Here is a 17,058-nt window from a genome sequence, read left to right as displayed (position 1 = left end):
CCTCACCCCCACCCCTCTCCCGCAAGCGGGAGAGGGGAGCCTGCTGCGAGCGTCATCGACGCATCGGCACGCAGTGCTCAACAGTAGCCCTCACGCCTCGCCCCCGCGAGGCTTTTTTGTCAGGCCAGCTTCTTCAGCAGCGTGCGCAGCATGCCGGTCATCTGGTCGATCTCTTCACGCGTCACGTTCAGCGCCGGCATGAAGCGCAGCAGGTTCGCGCGCGGCGCGTTCAGCAGCAGGCCTTGCGGCGCCATGTCGCGGGCTTCTTCCACCAGTTGCGGGCCGATGTCCTTGCCCAGCATCAGCGCGCGCAGCAGGCCGTCGCCGCGTTCGCCGCCCAGGCCAAACTCGGCCGACAGCGCCAGCAGCTGTTCCCGCAGGTATTCGCCCTTGGCCTTGACGTCGTCGAGGAAGCCCGGCGCGGTCAGCTGCTCGATCACGGCGCTGCCCACCGCGGTCATCAGCGGGTTGCCGTTGTAGGTGCCGCCCTGGTCGCCGGCCTCGAAGCTGGCGGCCTCGGCCTTGCACAGCAGCGCCGACAGCGGCACGCCGCCGCCGATGCCCTTGCCCAGCGTCATGATGTCCGGCTCCACGCCCGCCAGCTCGTAGGCGAACAGGGTGCCGCAGCGCCCGCACCCGGTCTGCACTTCATCGACGATCAGCAGCAGCCTGTGCTTGTCGGCCAGTGCGCGCAGGCCCTGCATGAACTCGCGCGTGGCGGGGAGCACGCCGCCTTCGCCCTGCACCGGCTCGAGCATGATGCCGACGGTCTTGTCGGTGATCAGCTTCTCCACCGAAGCCAGGTCGTTGAGGTCGGCCTTGGGGAAGCCCGACACCTGCGGCGCGAAGATGGTGTCCCAGCCGGCCTTGCCCGACGCGCTCATGGTGGCGAGCGTGCGGCCATGGAAGCTGTGGTCCATGGTGATGATCTCGAAGGCGCCGTCCTTGTGCTTGCGGCCCCATTTGCGCGCCAGCTTGATCGCGCCTTCGTTGGCCTCGGCGCCGCTGTTGGCGAAGAAGACCTTGTCGAAGCAGCTGTGGTCGGTCAGCTGCCGGGCCAGCTTGAGCATCGGCTCGTTGTAGAAGGCCGGGCTCGGGTTGATCAGCCGGTGCGACTGGGCCACCAGCGCGTCGATCATGCCCTGGTTGGAATGGCCCAGGCAGTTCACTGCCCAGCCCTGCACGAAGTCCAGGTATCGCTTGCCGTTGTGATCCGTCAGCCAGGAGCCCTTGCCCTCGGTGAACACGAGCTCGGGCCGGTTGGTGATGTACATCAGGGATTGGACGGGATACTCAGCAAATGCCATGGCGGACTCCAGGGGTCGGCTTTAAACGATGGACGGACGGGCGTAACAACCGGGATAAAAACAAAAAGCCACGGGGGTTGCCCGTGGCTCGTTGACATGAACAGACGCAGTCGACGGTTAGCCGCGCGGCACCCCAGTGGGGAGCGACGTACGGAAGCTGCGGCGTCGGTTGAAGGTCATGTGCATGCGGGCAAATATAAGGCGCATGCGCCCGGGTGTCAAAACGAATTTTGGCAGGCCCGGGCATTGTTGCGCTGACGGAACGGCTGGCGGCGGCTTGCGCCTCAGGCCGCCGGGGCCGAGCCGGCCGGGTGCATGTCGGCCTCGGAAGTGAACGAGTCGGCGAAGAACGCGTCCTCGTGCAGGTTGCACTGGCGGGTGAAGTCGCCGCGCGCGGCATTGATCATCACCGGGGCGCCGCAGGCATAGACCTCGTGGCCCGACAGGTCGGGATGGTCGGCGATCACGGCCTGGTGGACAAAGCCGGTGCGGCCTTGCCAGTTGTCGTCAGGCAGCGCGTCGGAGACCACCGGCACGTACTGGAAGTTGGGCAGCTCGCGCGCCCACTGCTCGCACAGCGCGTGCATGTACAGGTCCTTGGGCCGGCGGCCGCCCCAGTACAGGGTCATCGGGCGCTCGATGCCGGTGTAGGCAGCGTGCTCGACGATGGCCTTGATCGGCGCGAAGCCGGTGCCGGAAGCCAGCAGGATGATCGGGGCCTCGGATTCCTCGCGCAGGAAGAAGCTGCCCAGCGGGCCCTCGAAGCGCAGGATGTCGCGCTCCTTCATGACCGGCTGGCCTTCCTTAGCGCCGAACACGTAGTCGGTGAAGGCGCCGCCCGGCATATGGCGGATATGCAGCTCGATCGGGCCGTCTTCATGCGGCGGCGTGGCGATCGAATAGCTGCGGCGCTTGCCGTCGCGCAGCAGGAATTCCACGTACTGGCCGGCCAGGTACTGCATGCGCTCGGTCGCCGGCAGCTGCAGCTTGATGGCGATCACGTCGTCGGCCAAGCGCTCGATCGCGGTCACGCGGCACGGCACCTTCTTGATCGGGATGTCGCCCGCGCCGTGGACTTCGCGGCACTCGATGGTGACGTCCGAGGCGGCGTTGGCGCAGCAGAACAGGGCGCGGCCCTCGGTCTTCTCCTGCGCGGTCAGTGCCGCCGGGGCGTGGTCGCCCTGCACGATGGTGCCTTCGAGCACGCGGCCCTTGCATGAGCCGCAGGCGCCGTTCTTGCAGCCGTAGGGCAGTCCGATGCTGTGGCGCAGGGCTGCGCCGAGGATGGTTTCGTCCGCGGCCACTTCAAACTTGTGGCCGCTGGGCATGACGGTTACTTGATAAGCCATAATCGGTCTATGAGCCAAATTCTGTCGAAGCTGCAGCCCTCGCGCCTCCCACAAGCTCCGCGGCTGCCGGCACCTTCGCGCCGGCTGGGCCGCCCGCGCCTGTTGATCGTCGGCTGCGGGGATGTGGGGACGCGCTGCCTGCGAATCCTGTCGTCGCGCATGCGTGTCTTTGCCGTGACTTCACAGCCGGCGCGCCGCGCTGAACTGCGTGCCGCCGGCGCGGTGCCGCTGGTGGCGGACCTGGACCGGCCGGCCACGCTGGCACGGCTGCACGGGCTGGCCACGCAGGTGCTGGACCTGGCGCCGCCGCCCGGGCAGGGCGAAGGCGATCCGCGCACGCGTGCCTTGCTCGCCGCCTTGCGCCGGGCGGCCTGGCGCAAGGCCAGGACGTCGGCCGGCATGCTTCCCGGCGAGCCCGCCATTCTACCCGACCGGGGCAGGCCCCGCGCTGCGTTTGTCTACGCCAGCACGTCGGGTGTGTATGGCGACCGGCAGGGGGCCCGGGTCTCGGAATTCCACGCCGTTCGGCCCCAGACCGCCCGCGCGCGCCGCCGCGTGGCCGCCGAGCAGGCTGTGCGCGGCTTCGGCCGCGATGCCGGCTGGCGTGCCAGCATCGTGCGCATCCCCGGCATTTATGCCGAAGACCGCCTGCCGCTGGCGCGCCTGCACCGCGGCACGCCCGCGCTGGTGCCGCAGGACGATGTCTACACGAGCCATATCCACGCCGACGACCTGGCGCGCACCATGGTCGCGGCGCTGTTCCGCGGCCGCGCGCAGCGCGTGGTCCATGCCAGCGACGACACCGAGCTGCGCATGGCCGATTACTTCGACCTGGTCGCCGACCGTCGCGGTCTGCCGCGCCCGCCGCGGATCACGCGTGGCGAGGCGCGTGAAGTGATCGACAAGACGCTGCTGAGCTTCATGAGCGAATCGCGCCGCCTCGACAACCGCCGCCTGAAACGCGAACTGCGCCTGCGGCTGCGTTATCCGACCGTCACTTCCTTCTTCGACGCCTGACCGCCTGGCCGGCGCGCTCCAGTACGCTGGCACGGGGCTTGCAGCCCCTGTGCGTCGTTTTACTCCTGTCTATACAACAACACTTCCGCCGCCCCGGCCTGGTGCCGGCACCACAATCCATGAACCGGACCGGTGCGAGGCCTGTTGAGAAATCCCCGCCGGAAAGCGCCTTTCAAGGTGCTTATCCGCCTAGTTGCTTGGTGGAAGCCCTACGTTGACTTGTATATACAGGTACTGTTTAATGTCCGAAAACGAGCGCGGCCGCACGCATGGCCTGGCGTCGACGGACACACCAAAGGAGCGTACAGATGAGGAATCACAGCAGGATTCGCGGTCGGATGGCAGTGCAGGCCGTGGTGCTGGTTGCGGCATTGGGGGCTGGTGCGGCCCAGGCGCAGAACACCCAGGTCACGCTGGGCATGAGCGGCTGGACCGGTTTCGCGCCGCTGACGCTGGCCGACAAGGCCGGTATCTTCAAGAAGCACGGCGTGGACGTCGACATCAAGATGATCCCGCAGAAGGACCGCCACCTGGCGCTGGCCTCGGGTGCGATCCAGTGCGCGGCCACCACGGTGGAAACGCATGTGGCCTGGAACGCCAACGGCGTGCCCATCACCCAGATCGTGCAGCTCGACAAGTCCTACGGCGCCGACGGCCTGGCCGTGCGTAGTGACGTCAAGGGCTTCGCCGACCTGAAGGGCAAGACCATTGGCGTCGATGCGCCGGGCACCGCGCCGTATTTCGGCCTGGCCTGGATGCTGAAGAAGAACGGCATGACGCTCAAGGACGTCAAGACCACCACGCTGTCGCCGCAGGCGGCCGCGCAGGCCTTCGTGGCCGGCCAGAATGACGGCGCCATGACCTATGAGCCGTACCTGTCGACGGTGCGCCAGAACCCGGACAAGGGCAAGATCCTGGCGACCACGCTCGACTACCCGATGGTGACCGATACGCTGGGCTGCGCGCCGAAGTGGCTTAAAGAGAATCCCAAGGCCGCGCAGGCGCTGGTCGACAGCTACTTCGAGGCGCTGGAGATGATCCAGAAGGAGCCGGCCAAGGCCAACGACATCATGGGCGCGGCGGTCAAGCAGACCGGCGAGCAGTTCGCCAAGTCCTCCGCCTACCTGCGCTGGCAGGACCGCGAGGCCAACCGCAAGTTCTTTGCCGGCGAGCTCGCCAGCTTCAGCAAGGAAGCGGCAGCGGTGCTGCTGGATATCGGCGTGATCCGCCAGGTGCCGGACGTGACGGCGCTGTATGACGCGCGTTTCCTCAAGTAACCGACAGTCTTCAGGAGGCGTGACGTCATGACGCAAGCCAGACTTGGAACACCCGCCCCGGCCGCTGCCGCGGCGGCCCCTGCCGCAGCGGCGGCGCCGGTGCGCCGGCGCCACCCGTGGCTGGCCCCGCTGGTGCCGGTGGCACCCAACACGCGCTGGATGCTGGGCCTGTCCTTCTTTGTGCTGTTCTTCGGCATCTGGGCCGTGGTGACGCTGGGCGGCTTCGTGCCGCGCACGTTCCTGGCCGATCCGATGACGATGGCCAGGGAAGGCGTGCTGCTGTTCACGGAGTACAACTTCATCGGCGACATCGGCATGACCGTGTGGCGCGTGGTCGGCGGCTTCGTGCTGGCTGCGGTGCTGGCGGTGCCGCTGGGCATTTTCATGGGCGCCTACAAGGCGGCCGAGGCGTTCTTCGAGCCCTTTGTGTCGTTCTGCCGCTACCTGCCCGCGTCGGCCTTTATCCCGCTGCTGATCCTGTGGGCCGGCATCGGCGAGACGCAGAAGCTGCTGGTGATCTTCATCGGCTCGTTCTTCCAGATCGTGCTGATGGTGGCGGTGGCCGTCGGCGGCGCGCGCAAGGACCTGGTGGAGGCGGCCTACACGCTGGGCTCCAACAGCGCCGGCATCGTGCGGCGCGTGCTGATTCCCGGCGCCGCGCCGGAGATCGCGGAGATCCTGCGGCTGGTGCTGGGCTGGGCCTGGACCTACGTGATCGTGGCCGAGCTGATCGGCTCGTCGTCGGGCATCGGCCACATGATCACCGACAGCCAGGCGTTGCTCAACACCGGGCAGATCATCTTCGGCATCATCGTGATCGGCTGCATCGGCCTGGTCTCGGACCTTGTCTTCAAGCGCGCCAACCAGCGCCTGTTCCCGTGGAGTTCGATCCAATGAGCGCACTGTCCATCCAGCAGGTCTCGCGCACCTTCTCCAACCCGCGCGGCGGCCAGACCCTGGCGCTGCAGCCGGTCGACTTCGAGGTCCGCGACAATGACTTCGTCACCATCCTCGGGCCGTCGGGCTGCGGCAAGTCCACGCTGCTGCGCATCGTCGCAGGGCTGGATACGCCTACCAGCGGCCGCGTGCTGCTGGACGGCCAGCCAGTGTCCGCCCCCGGCGCGGACCGCGGCATGGTGTTCCAGTCGTACACGCTGTTCCCGTGGCTGACGATCGAGCAGAACGTGCGTTTCGGCTTGCGTGAGCGCGGCATGAGCGCCGCCGAGCAGAAGGAGCGCAGCGACTTCTTTATCCAGCGGGTGGGGCTGTGCGGCTTCGAGCACCATTACCCCAAGCAGCTGTCGGGCGGCATGCAGCAGCGCACCGCGATTGCGCGCGCGCTGGCCAACGATCCCAAGATCCTGCTGCTCGACGAGCCCTTCGGTGCGCTCGACAACCAGACCCGCGTGCTGATGCAGGAGTTGCTGCTGGGTATATGGGAGGCGTCGCGCAAGACGGTATTATTCGTGACCCACGATATCGACGAGGCCATTTTCATGGCCAACCGGGTGGCGGTGTTTTCTGCCAGGCCGGGTCGGATCAAGAGCGAGATCGCGGTGGATTTCCCGCATCCGCGCCATTACACCGTCAAGACCACTCCGGAGTTCTCCGCGCTCAAGGCGCGGCTGACCGAGGAGATTCGCGCCGAGGCCATGGCCTCGGCCGAGCACTAGGCATCCAACCAACGCCATGAACCACGCCGCCGGCACCGCATCCTCCGCTTCTGCCTCTCCCACCGCGCTCTACCAGCAGGTGAAGGAGTACATCGCCCGCCAGATCCAGAGCGGCGCGTGGCAGCCGGGCGACCGGGTGCCGTCGGAGCAGGAACTGGTGAACCGCTTCGGCGTCTCGCGCATGACCGTCAACCGGGCGCTGCGCGAGCTGCAGGAGCAGGGCCGGGTGGTGCGGGTGGCCGGCGTGGGCACCTTCGTGGCGGAGCACAAGCCGCAGTCGACGCTGCTGTCCGTGGTCAACCTGCAGGACGAGATCCGCATGCGCGGGCATGACTATGCCTGCGACGTGATCCTGGTGGAGCGCGTGTCGGCCTCGATCGAGGTGGCCGCCGCGCTGGAGCTGCGCACCGGCGAATCGGTGTTCCACTCGGTCTGCGTGCATCGCGAGGACGGCGTGCCGGTGCAGCTGGAGGACCGCTACGTCAACCCGCGCGTGGCGCCGGACTTCATCAGCCAGGATTTCAGCGAGACCCAGCCCGGCGAATACCTGCTGCGCCATGTGCCCTACGATCAGGTAGAGCACGTGGTCGATGCCATTGCCGCCACGCCGGAGCAGGCCGCGCAGCTGGAAATGCCGGCCACGCAACCTTGCCTGATGCTGACGCGCCGCACCTGGACCAACGGCGTGCCGGTGACCTTCGTGCGCTGCCTGCATCCGGGCAACCGCTATCGCCTCGGCAGCCGCTTCCGCGCCGATGGCAACCCCGCTTTCGGCTGAATCCACAGGATCCGGCCCACGGTTCAACTTTTACTCTAAGCTGTATAGACAGGAACATACAAATGAGCGCCAGCCAACACGACGACCAAGCCTCCCGCCCGCTGCTGACCCTGCAGCCGGGCCAAGTCACCCTGGCCGACCTGCGCCGCATCTACCGCGGCGAAGTGCGCCTGGCCATGGCCGAATCGGCCTGGGCCGGCGTGCGCGCCGCGCAGGCCACGGTGCAGGACATCATCGACGCCGACGCCGTGGTCTACGGCATCAACACCGGCTTTGGCAAGCTGGCGCAAAGCCGCATCCCGCACGACAAGCTGGCCCAGCTGCAGCGCAACCTGGTGCTGTCGCACAGTGTCGGCACCGGCCCCGACCTGGCCGAAGACACGGTGCGCCTGATCCTGGCGATCAAGGCCGTGAGCCTGGCGCGCGGCCATTCGGGCGTGCGCCCGGAACTGATCGAGGCGCTGCTGGCGCTGGCCAACCGCGGCGTGACGCCGTGCATCCCGGCCAAGGGGTCGGTGGGCGCCTCGGGCGACCTGGCGCCGCTGGCGCATATGTCGTGCACGCTGATCGGCGTGGGCGACGTGCTGGTCGACGGCAAGCGCGTGCCCGCCACCGAGGGCCTCGCGCACGCCGGCCTGCAGGCCTTCGAGCTTGGCCCCAAGGAAGGCCTGGCGCTGCTCAACGGCACCCAGGTGTCGACCGCGCTGGCGCTGGCCGGCCTGTTCGCCGCCGAAGATGCCTTTGCCGCCGGCCTGGTGGCGGGCGCGCTGTCGCTGGAAGCGATCAAGGGCTCGGTCAAGCCCTTCGACGCCCGCATCCATGAGGCGCGCGGCCAGGCCGGCCAGATCGCCGTGGCCGGCGCCGTGCGCGCGATGCTGGACGGCAGCGAGATCGTCGATTCGCACAAGGCCTGCGGCCGCGTGCAGGACCCGTACTCGATCCGCTGCCAGCCGCAGGTGATGGGCGCGTGCCTGGACAACCTGCAGCACGCCGCGCGCATCCTGCAGATCGAGTCTAATGCCGCCTCGGACAACCCGCTGGTGTTCTCCGCGCAGGGCGACGTGGTCTCGGGCGGCAACTTCCACGCCGAGCCGGTGGCCTTTGCCGCCGACATCATCGCGCTGGCGATTGCCGAGATCGGCGCGATTTCCGAACGCCGGCTCGCGCTGCTGCTCGACACCGGGCTGTCGGGCCTGCCGCCGTTCCTGGTGCGCGACGGCGGCCTGAACTCGGGCTTCATGATCGCGCAGGTGACCGCGGCCGCGCTGGCCTCCGAGAACAAGGCGCTGGCGCATCCGTCCAGCGTCGACAGCCTGCCGACCTCGGCCAACCAGGAAGACCATGTGTCGATGGCCACCTACGGTGCGCGCCGCCTGGGCGAGATGGCCGCCAACACCGCGGTGGTGGTCGGCATCGAGGCCATGGCCGCGGCGCAGGGCATCGAGTTCCACCGCCCGCTGAAGTCGTCGCCGCTGGTGGAGCAGGAACTGGCCCGCATCCGTGCGCGCGTGGCCTTTGTCGAAGAAGATCGCTACCTGGCGCCGGATATCGAAGCGATGAAGCAATGGGTGGTGCAGGGCGATGCCGGCGCGGGCTGGCCCGACGCCGTGCGCGCGATCCTGCCGACCAACCTGTCGTAACGCGCCCCGCGCCGACACTGCCAGACCAGACCCGCAGCAGGAGAACAAGACATGAACGCCAACGAAAACCAATTCATCCAGCGCGGCCAGCGCGAAATCCGCGCGCCGCGCGGCAGCCAGCTGCACTGCAAGAACTGGCTGATCGAAGCCGCCTACCGCATGATCCAGAACAACCTCGACCCGGATGTGGCCGAGCGCCCGCAGGACCTGGTGGTCTACGGCGGCATTGGCAAGGCGGCGCGCAACTGGGAGTGCTTCGACGCCATCCTGGACAGCCTGCGCCGCCTGGGTGAGGACGAGTCGCTGCTGGTGCAGTCGGGCAAGCCGGTGGGGGTGTTCCGCACCCATGCCGATGCGCCGCGCGTGCTGATCGCCAACTCCAACCTGGTGCCGCACTGGGCCAACTGGGACAAGTTCAACGAACTGGACCGCGCCGGCCTGATGATGTACGGCCAGATGACGGCGGGCTCTTGGATCTACATTGGCACGCAGGGCATCGTGCAGGGCACCTACGAGACCTTTGTCGAGGCCGGCCGCCAGCACTACAACGGCGACCTGTCGGGCAAGTGGATCCTGACCGCGGGCCTGGGGGGCATGGGCGGCGCGCAGCCGCTGGCGGGCGTGCTGGCCGGCGCCTGCGTGCTGGCGATCGAGTGCCAGGAGTCGCGCATCGATTTCCGCCTGCGCACGCGCTATGTCGATAAGAAGGCCACCACGCTCGACGAGGCGCTGGCGATGATCGCCGAGGCCACGCAGAACAAGCAGGCGATCTCGGTCGGCCTGCTCGGCAACGCCGCCGAGATCCTGCCGGAACTGGTCAAGCGCGCTCAGGCCGGCGGCATGCGCCCGGACATCGTCACCGACCAGACCTCGGCGCACGACCTGGTCAACGGCTACCTGCCGGCCGGTTGGACCGTCGACCAATGGGAAGCGGCGCGTACGCAGGATCCCAAGTCGGTGGAAGCCGCCGCGCGTCCGTCCATCGTGAAGCACGTGCAGGCCATGCTCGACTTCCAGAAGATGGGCGTGCCGACGGTCGACTACGGCAACAATATCCGCCAGGTCGCGTTCGACGAGGGTGTGAAGAACGCCTTTGATTTCCCGGGCTTCGTGCCGGCCTATATCCGCCCGCTGTTCTGCCGCGGCAAGGGCCCGTTCCGCTGGGTCGCGCTGTCGGGCGATCCGGAGGATATCTACAAGACCGATGCCAAGATGAAGGAGCTGTTCCCCGAGGACAAGCACCTGCACCGCTGGCTCGACATGGCGCACGACCGCATCGCCTTCCAGGGCCTGCCGGCGCGCATCTGCTGGGTGGGTCTGGATGAACGCCACCGCGCCGGCCTGGCCTTCAACGAGATGGTCAAGTCGGGCGAGCTGAAGGCGCCGGTGGTGATCGGGCGCGATCACCTGGATTGCGGCTCGGTGGCCTCGCCCAACCGCGAGACCGAGGCCATGCGCGACGGCTCGGATGCGGTGTCGGACTGGCCGCTGCTCAACGCGCTGCTGAACACCGCGGGCGGCGCGACCTGGGTCAGCCTGCACCACGGCGGCGGCGTCGGCATGGGCTTCTCGCAGCATTCGGGCGTGGTGATCGTGTGCGACGGCACCGATGCCGCGGCCAGGCGCATCGAGCGCGTGCTGTGGAACGACCCGGCGACCGGCGTGATGCGCCATGCTGACGCGGGCTATGAGATTGCCATCGAATGCGCGCACGAGAAGGGCCTGAACCTGCCGATGGTGAAGGGCGCATGAGCCTGACGCTATTTCAACGGTTCGCGCTGGCCGACATCGCGCCCACGCGCTGGAAGAACGGCGGCGGCAACACGCGCGAGATCGCGGTGTGGCCGGCCGGCGCCGGCATGGATGACTTCGTGTGGCGGCTGAGCGTGGCCGATGTCGGGCAGGACGGGCCGTTCTCGGCGTTTCCCGGCATTGATCGCCAGATCGTGCTGCTGGAGGGCGCCGGCGTCACGCTGCGTGCGGACGACGCCAGCTTCAGCCACCGCCTTGAACATATCGGCGAGCCGTTCGCCTTCTCCGGCGATACCAGCCTGCAGGCGACGCTGATCGACGGCATCACGCGCGACTTCAACGTGATGACGCGGCGCGGCCACTGCCGCGCGCGCGTCGAGGTGTTCCGGCAGGGGTTTGCGCCTGGCACCGGCGGCCATGCCGTCTGCCTGCTGGCCGTCAGCGGCGCATGGCAGGCGCAGGATGCCGGCCTGCTGCTGCAAGCGGGAGAAGGGGCGCTGTACGGCGCTGCCGAACCCTCATCCACGCCATCGTTTGAACCTGTGGGTGACGCGGCCCTGTGCCTGTGCGTCACCCTTGAGACGGAGCCCGGTCAATGACGCTGACCTCTCGATCCTCAACCTTGTCCGCGCCCAGCGCGGACGGCGTCTGGCACAACTGCCACCTGCTGCCCGATGCCGATCCGGCGAATGCGATCCGCGACGCCGCGCTGGTGGTGGAGCATGGGCGTATCGCCTGGCTGGGCGCCGCCGCGGACCTGCCGGATGCCTATCGCGGCGCGGCGCGCCATGATTCCCATGGGGCATGGATCACGCCCGGGCTGGTCGACTGCCATACGCACCTGGTCTACGGCGGCCAGCGCGCAGACGAGTTCGCGATGCGGCTGGCCGGCGCCGGCTACGAAGAGATTGCGCGCGCCGGCGGCGGCATCGTCTCGACCGTGCGCGCCACGCGTGCCGCGGATGAAGACACGCTGTTTGCCCAGGCCGCCGCGCGCCTGCAGCCGCTGCTGGCCGAGGGCGTCACGGCCATCGAGATCAAGTCGGGCTACGGGCTGAACCTTGAAGCCGAGCGCAAGCAGCTGCGCGTGGCGCGCCGGCTTGGCGAGCACTTCGGGATTTCGGTCTACACGACCTTCCTGGGCGCGCACGCGTTGCCGCCGGAATACGCGGGCCGTGCCGACGACTATATCGACCTGGTCTGCAACACCATGCTACCGGCACTGGCCGGGGAAGGGCTGGTCGACACCGTCGATGCCTTCTGCGAATCAATCGGTTTTTCGATTGCACAGACCGAGCGCGTGTTCGAGGCGGCGGCGCGCCATGGCCTGCGCGTCAAGCTGCATGCCGAGCAACTGAGCAACCTCGGCGGCGCCGCGCTCGCCGCTCGCCACCGCGCCTTGTCCGCCGATCACCTCGAGCATCTCGACGAGGCCGGCGTCGCGGCCATGGCAGAGGCCGGCACGGTGGCGGTGCTGCTGCCCGGCGCCTACTATTTCCTGCGTGACACCAACCTGCCGCCGATCGCGCTGCTGCGCCAGTACGGCGTGCCGATGGCAATCTCGACCGATCACAATCCGGGTACGTCGCCGGTCACTTCGCTGCTGCTGATGATGAATATGGCCTGCACCCTGTTCCGCCTGACCGTGCCGGAAGCGCTTGCCGGCGTGACCCTGCACGCCGCGCGTGCGCTGGGTGCATCGGATCGCCACGGGCGGCTGGAAGCGGGGCGCGTGGCCGACTTCGCGCTGTGGCGCATCGATTCGCCCGCTGAGCTGGCGTACTGGTTCGGCCGCAACCCGGTCGCGACGGTGGTGCGGCAAGGGCGAGTGCATGCGCACGAAGGAGCCTCGGCATGAGCGGCACGCAACTCTTTGCTCCGTTTGCGCTGCTGCCGACCGGCTGGGTGCGCGATGTGCTGCTGGCCTGGGATGAGCAGGGCCGCTTCACCACCGTGCAGACCGGTGTACAGCCGGCCGCAGGCGTGCCGCATGCGGCCGGCCCCGTGCTGCCCGGCATGCCCAACCTGCACTCGCATGCGTTCCAGCGCGGCTTCGCCGGCCTGACGGAATTCCGCAGCCGCCCGCAGGGCGACGATCCGGCTGGTGCCGATTCGTTCTGGAGCTGGCGCACGCTGATGTACCGCTTCGCGCAGCGGCTCTCGCCCGACACGCTGGAGGCCATCGCCACCCAGCTTTATATCGAGATGCTGCGTGCGGGCTACACCAGCGTGTGCGAGTTCCACTACGTCCATCACGATGCGGGCGGCACGCCCTATGCCGATGCCGCCGAGATGTCGCTGCGGCTGCTGCGCGCGGCCCAGCGCACCGGCATCGGCATGACGCTGCTGCCGGTGCTGTACCAGACCGCCGGCTTTGGCGGCAAGCCGCCGCTGGCCGAGCAGCGCCGCTTCCTGCACGACACCGACGCCATGCTCCGGCTGCTGGAACGGCTGGCCTCCGCGTGCGCGCAGTCCGGCGCGCGGCTGGGGCTGGCACCGCACTCGCTGCGCGCGGTGCCGGAGGAAAGCCTCGCGCATGCACTGGCGGGACTGCAGGCGATCGACCCACAGGCGCCCATCCATATCCATATCGCCGAGCAGCAGAAAGAGGTCGACGACTGCATCGCGTGGTCGGGCACGCGCCCGGTGACGTGGCTGTTCGACCATGTACAGGTCGACGCGCGCTGGTGCCTGGTGCACGCCACCCATATGGACTGGGACGAGCGCCGGCGCCTGGCGCACAGCGGCGCGGTGGCCGGCATTTGCCCGACCACCGAGGCCAACCTGGGCGACGGCGTGTTCGAGGCTGCGCCCTACCTGGCGCAGCAAGGCGCATGGGGCATCGGCTCCGACAGCCATGCCAGCGTCAGCGTGGCCGAGGAGCTGCGCTTGTTCGAATATGGCCAGCGGCTCGGCCTGCAGCGGCGCAACGTGCTGGCGTCCGACACGCATGCGCAGGTGGCTGACCGGCTGTATCTCGAAGCCGTGGCTGGTGGCACGCGTGCCAGCGGCCGTGCCGTGGCGGGGCTTGTGCCGGGGCAGCAGGCCGATTTCGTGGTGCTGGATGGCGCGCATCCGACGCTGGCGGGCCTCGATGGGCCGCAGGCGCTGGCGACGCATGTGTTTGCCTGCCATGGTCATGAGACACTAGCAGATGTCCGCACCGCCGGACGCAGCCGCGTGCAGCATGGCGCGCATCCGCTGCAGGCGGATGCGGGGCGCCTGTTCATCGCGGCGCGCGCCAGCCTGCTGGCCGACTGAAACCGGGCGCACGCCCACTGCATCGCAAAGACAATGTCCTTCTCCACCGACACCCCCGCCTTCACCCTGCATCGCGGCACGCGCCCGTTGCTGGTATCGATGCCGCACGTCGGCACGCACTTGCCGGCTTCGGTCTCGCAGCGCCTGACGGCCGAAGCGCGCACCGTGCCCGACACCGACTGGCACCTGGAACGCCTTTACAGCTTCGCCCGCGAGCTGGGCGCGTCGGTGCTGGTGGCCACGCATTCGCGCTATGTGGTCGACCTGAACCGCCCGCCCGACAACGCCAACCTGTATCCCGGCCAGGACACCACGGGCCTGTGCCCGGTCGACACCTTCGACAAGACGCCGCTGTACGCCGACGGCAACGGCCCCGACGATGCGGAAATCGCCGCGCGCCGCGATGCGATCTGGCGCCCGTACCACGAGGCGCTGGCCGCGGAACTGGCCCGCCTGAAGGCGGAGCACGGCACCGTCGCGCTGTGGGATGCGCATTCGATCCGCTCGGTGCTGCCGCGCTTCTTCGAAGGCAGGCTGCCTGACTTCAACCTCGGCACGGCCAACGGCGAGAGCTGCGACGCGTCGCTTGCGGATCAGTTGCTCGAGCAGGCGGGCGCGGTGGCCGGTCATACCGCGGTGCTCAACGGGCGCTTCAAGGGCGGCTATATCACGCGTCAATACGGCAAGCCGCAGGACGGCGTGCATGCGGTGCAGCTCGAGCTGTCGCAGGTCGCCTACATGAGCGAGACGTATCCGTTCGCCTACGACGAGGCGCGTGCGGCGGCATTGCAGCCGGCTTTGCGAGGGATGCTGGCGACGGTGCTGGAGTTCGTCGAAACGCGCTAGGGCGCTGGCGCGGCACGACGGCTGCCGCGCGGCGCGACAAGCTCACGTCAAGCGCTGACCAAGCCGCAGGCGGTAGAGCGAAGTGCTGGCGGCGATGAACCACGCATTGCCCTCGGCGCCGCCGAAGTCGAGGTTGCCGACCTTCTCCGGCACGGGAATATGCGCCAGCCGTGCCCCGTCCGGATGGAAGACATGCACGCCGCTGGCGCTGCTGGTAAAGAGCCAGCCGCGCCGGTCGACGCGGAATCCGTCCGGCAGTCCGGGCTCGATGACGGCGAAGACCCGCGGATTGGCCAGCACCCGCCCCGCAACGACGTCGAAGGCGACGATATGGTGATGGCCATCGTCGCGCAATGCCGCTGGTGTCGTGAGCAGTGCGCGAGGGAAGTGAAGCGGGGCAGTCGGGAGGGAGGTGCCGCCTCACCGGAACAGGTGCGGCGGCAAGGGCAAATGCGTCGCTGTCAGCGCCCGCCGGCTAGGCGGGCTTCGATATGCTTGGCGCGCTCCAGCGATCCCGGGTGCGAGCTGAGCATGCTCGACTGTCCGCCATCGAGGGTCGACATCTTGCGGAACGCCGACGCCAGGGCCTGGCGGTTGGCGCCGTTCCTGGTCAGCAGGTCGAACGAATAGTCGTCGGCCGCAGTTTCCTGCCGCTGCGAGAACTGCGCATTGACGAACTGCTCGGCGAGCGCGCCGATCTGCGACGACGACAGCGCCGTCAGCGAAGCCACGCCAGTCGACCCCAGCAGCCCGCGCGCCGCCGCCGTGGTGTAGGCCACCTGCATCGCGGCCTTGGTATGGCCCAGCGACACATGGCCGATCTCATGGCCCACCACGCCACGCACTTCATCGTCGCTGAGCAGGTCCATCAGGCCGCTGTAGACCCGCACGCAACCGTTGGCCATGGCCCAGGCATTGACGTCCTTGGTCATATACACCTTGGCATTGAGTGGCAGCCCGGTGTTGCCCAGCCCGCTCATCACATTGGCGAGGCGCTTGGCGTAGGTGCTGTCCGCCGGCGCGATGGTGTTCTTCTGGTCCATTTCCGCGCAGGACTGGTCGGAGAGCGTCTTGACGTTGCTGTCCGACAGCGTGGCGGCGGTAAAGAGGCTGCCGCCGGCCTGCGTCAAGCTTTCCATATCGGCGCCGGCACAGCCGGCCAGCAGCGCGGAACAGGCAAGGGCGGAAAGGGCGAGTCGCTTCATGGGTTGCTCCGGGAACGGGGGGTTGGCAATGCCATAGGATAGGAAGCCGGGCGAGGGCGCGCCAGTGGGCGCCGTCCGACAGGTTTGGCGTGAAAGTGGCGCGTATGACACCTGATGAAGACCGGGCCTGCCAATATGGCAGGACGCCTACCTTAATGTGATATTTGACGCCAAGGCGGCCAAGCTGGATTGAGTGGAGAAGCCGCAAGGCCGCGACCGGCGGGCGGCTCTGATGCCGGCCTGCCGGGCCGCCGGGCATCGGGCTGCCGGCCGCTTTTTCATTTCCCTAATTTCTGACAGAAATGGCAGTAACATCTCGTGCGCATAAAAGAGCACAAATCAGCATTGTTAACGATGTTATTAATTTAATTTAATACTGATCTGCGCGATGTTTCATTCTTGAAACCTCTCAGCCGGGCAGGCTCATTCCTACCAGCCTGAGCCAAATGAATGAGTTTCATGGCTACTGCATAATGCCTTCCCCGCGTCAATCAACTTTTTGGCCTAGGCCGCCGGATTAAGCCGCTCCATTTGTCGCCCACCCTTCCCACCGCTCTCATCCTGACCCGTTATCACACCGGCAAGGTCGCAACAAGCGTGGTGCACTCCCAGCCGCGGCACCCGATACCCGACATGGCGAAGCGTCCATGGCGCCCGCCGCCTCCAATGCCACTTATCGCGGAGGTGAAGTCCTGTGCGGTGCAGCATTGGCCACGCGTTGAGGTCGTTATCCCGACGGGCGTGGCGGAATAAGTAACAACTCTGCAACCGCAAGAGCGTCCGAGGTCGGCGCTTGCTCTTGTCGACATCGAAGAATTCCCAATGAATTCAATGGGCTACAGCCCGATGGCACAGGCGTCGCTCTCCTACGTCGTGGTGTGCACGTCCGGGACATCACGAAGCGCCGATCAGGTTGGCTGACGCAAGCCACGGCGCCATTCCTGCAGGAACGT

15 protein-coding genes are annotated in these 17,058 nt (G+C 67.8%); 11 read left to right on the top strand and 4 right to left on the bottom strand.

Annotated elements, in window-relative coordinates; all coding sequences use genetic code 11:
* Positions 1-119: 119 nt before the first annotated feature.
* Positions 120-1,307, bottom strand: coding sequence for an acetylornithine transaminase (locus tag CNE_RS14525; protein WP_013957861.1), 1,188 nt, complete (start codon positions 1,305-1,307; stop codon positions 120-122).
* Positions 1,308-1,591: 284 nt separating this feature from the next.
* Positions 1,592-2,656 (bottom strand): CDP-6-deoxy-delta-3,4-glucoseen reductase, encoded by a 1,065-nt coding sequence (locus CNE_RS14520; protein WP_013957860.1) that lies wholly within the window; start codon positions 2,654-2,656, stop codon positions 1,592-1,594.
* 9 nt (positions 2,657-2,665) lie between these two features.
* Between CNE_RS14520 and CNE_RS14515 the strand changes: the two genes are divergently transcribed.
* The 11 genes from CNE_RS14515 to hutG all read left to right on the top strand — a co-directional run bounded on the left by CNE_RS14515 (position 2,666) and on the right by hutG (position 14,900).
* On the top strand, positions 2,666-3,673 hold the full coding sequence (locus CNE_RS14515; RefSeq protein ID WP_013957859.1) for an NAD-dependent epimerase/dehydratase family protein: 1,008 nt from the start codon (positions 2,666-2,668) through the stop codon (positions 3,671-3,673).
* A 308-nt stretch (positions 3,674-3,981) separates the two neighbouring features.
* Positions 3,982-4,950, top strand: a complete 969-nt coding sequence (locus CNE_RS14510; protein WP_013957858.1) for an ABC transporter substrate-binding protein — start codon at positions 3,982-3,984, stop codon at positions 4,948-4,950.
* A gap of 27 nt (positions 4,951-4,977) precedes the next feature.
* Positions 4,978-5,847: an ABC transporter permease gene (locus CNE_RS14505; RefSeq protein WP_013957857.1), complete on the top strand. Its 870-nt coding sequence runs from the start codon at positions 4,978-4,980 to the stop codon at positions 5,845-5,847.
* Entirely contained in the window at positions 5,844-6,623 is a 780-nt protein-coding gene (locus tag CNE_RS14500) for an ABC transporter ATP-binding protein (RefSeq protein WP_013957856.1), read from the top strand. The genes CNE_RS14505 and CNE_RS14500 overlap by 4 nt, the downstream gene beginning before the upstream one ends.
* A gap of 16 nt (positions 6,624-6,639) precedes the next feature.
* Positions 6,640-7,401, top strand: coding sequence for a histidine utilization repressor (hutC, locus tag CNE_RS14495; protein ID WP_013957855.1), 762 nt, complete (start codon positions 6,640-6,642; stop codon positions 7,399-7,401).
* Positions 7,402-7,463: 62 nt separating this feature from the next.
* Positions 7,464-9,041, top strand: coding sequence for a histidine ammonia-lyase (hutH, locus tag CNE_RS14490; protein WP_013957854.1), 1,578 nt, complete (start codon positions 7,464-7,466; stop codon positions 9,039-9,041).
* Positions 9,042-9,092: 51 nt separating this feature from the next.
* Entirely contained in the window at positions 9,093-10,793 is a 1,701-nt protein-coding gene (hutU, locus tag CNE_RS14485; protein ID WP_013957853.1) for a urocanate hydratase, read from the top strand.
* Positions 10,790-11,392: a HutD/Ves family protein gene (locus tag CNE_RS14480; protein ID WP_013957852.1), complete on the top strand. Its 603-nt coding sequence runs from the start codon at positions 10,790-10,792 to the stop codon at positions 11,390-11,392. The genes hutU and CNE_RS14480 overlap by 4 nt, the downstream gene beginning before the upstream one ends.
* A complete protein-coding gene (gene hutI, locus CNE_RS14475; RefSeq protein WP_013957851.1) occupies positions 11,389-12,651 on the top strand; it encodes an imidazolonepropionase in 1,263 nt (420 codons plus the stop codon). Before CNE_RS14480 ends, hutI begins: the two co-directional genes overlap by 4 nt.
* Positions 12,648-14,054 (top strand): formimidoylglutamate deiminase, encoded by a 1,407-nt coding sequence (locus CNE_RS14470; RefSeq protein ID WP_013957850.1) that lies wholly within the window; start codon positions 12,648-12,650, stop codon positions 14,052-14,054. The genes hutI and CNE_RS14470 overlap by 4 nt, the downstream gene beginning before the upstream one ends.
* Before the next feature lie 33 nt (positions 14,055-14,087).
* Positions 14,088-14,900, top strand: a complete 813-nt coding sequence (hutG, locus tag CNE_RS14465) for an N-formylglutamate deformylase (protein WP_013957849.1) — start codon at positions 14,088-14,090, stop codon at positions 14,898-14,900.
* Positions 14,901-14,942: 42 nt separating this feature from the next.
* Here the strand turns inward: hutG and CNE_RS14460 are convergent, their stop codons facing one another.
* A complete protein-coding gene (locus CNE_RS14460) occupies positions 14,943-15,254 on the bottom strand; it encodes an SMP-30/gluconolactonase/LRE family protein (RefSeq protein WP_013957848.1) in 312 nt (103 codons plus the stop codon).
* Positions 15,255-15,361: 107 nt separating this feature from the next.
* Positions 15,362-16,105, bottom strand: a complete 744-nt coding sequence (loiP, locus tag CNE_RS14455; protein ID WP_013957847.1) for a metalloprotease LoiP — start codon at positions 16,103-16,105, stop codon at positions 15,362-15,364.
* Positions 16,106-17,058: the final 953 nt, after the last annotated feature.

It is taken from the genome of Cupriavidus necator N-1 (genome assembly GCF_000219215.1).
GTDB lineage: Bacteria > Pseudomonadota > Gammaproteobacteria > Burkholderiales > Burkholderiaceae > Cupriavidus > Cupriavidus necator.
The sequence above is the reverse complement of the archived record's forward strand: the minus strand, read 5'-3'. Positions and strand labels throughout refer to the sequence as shown.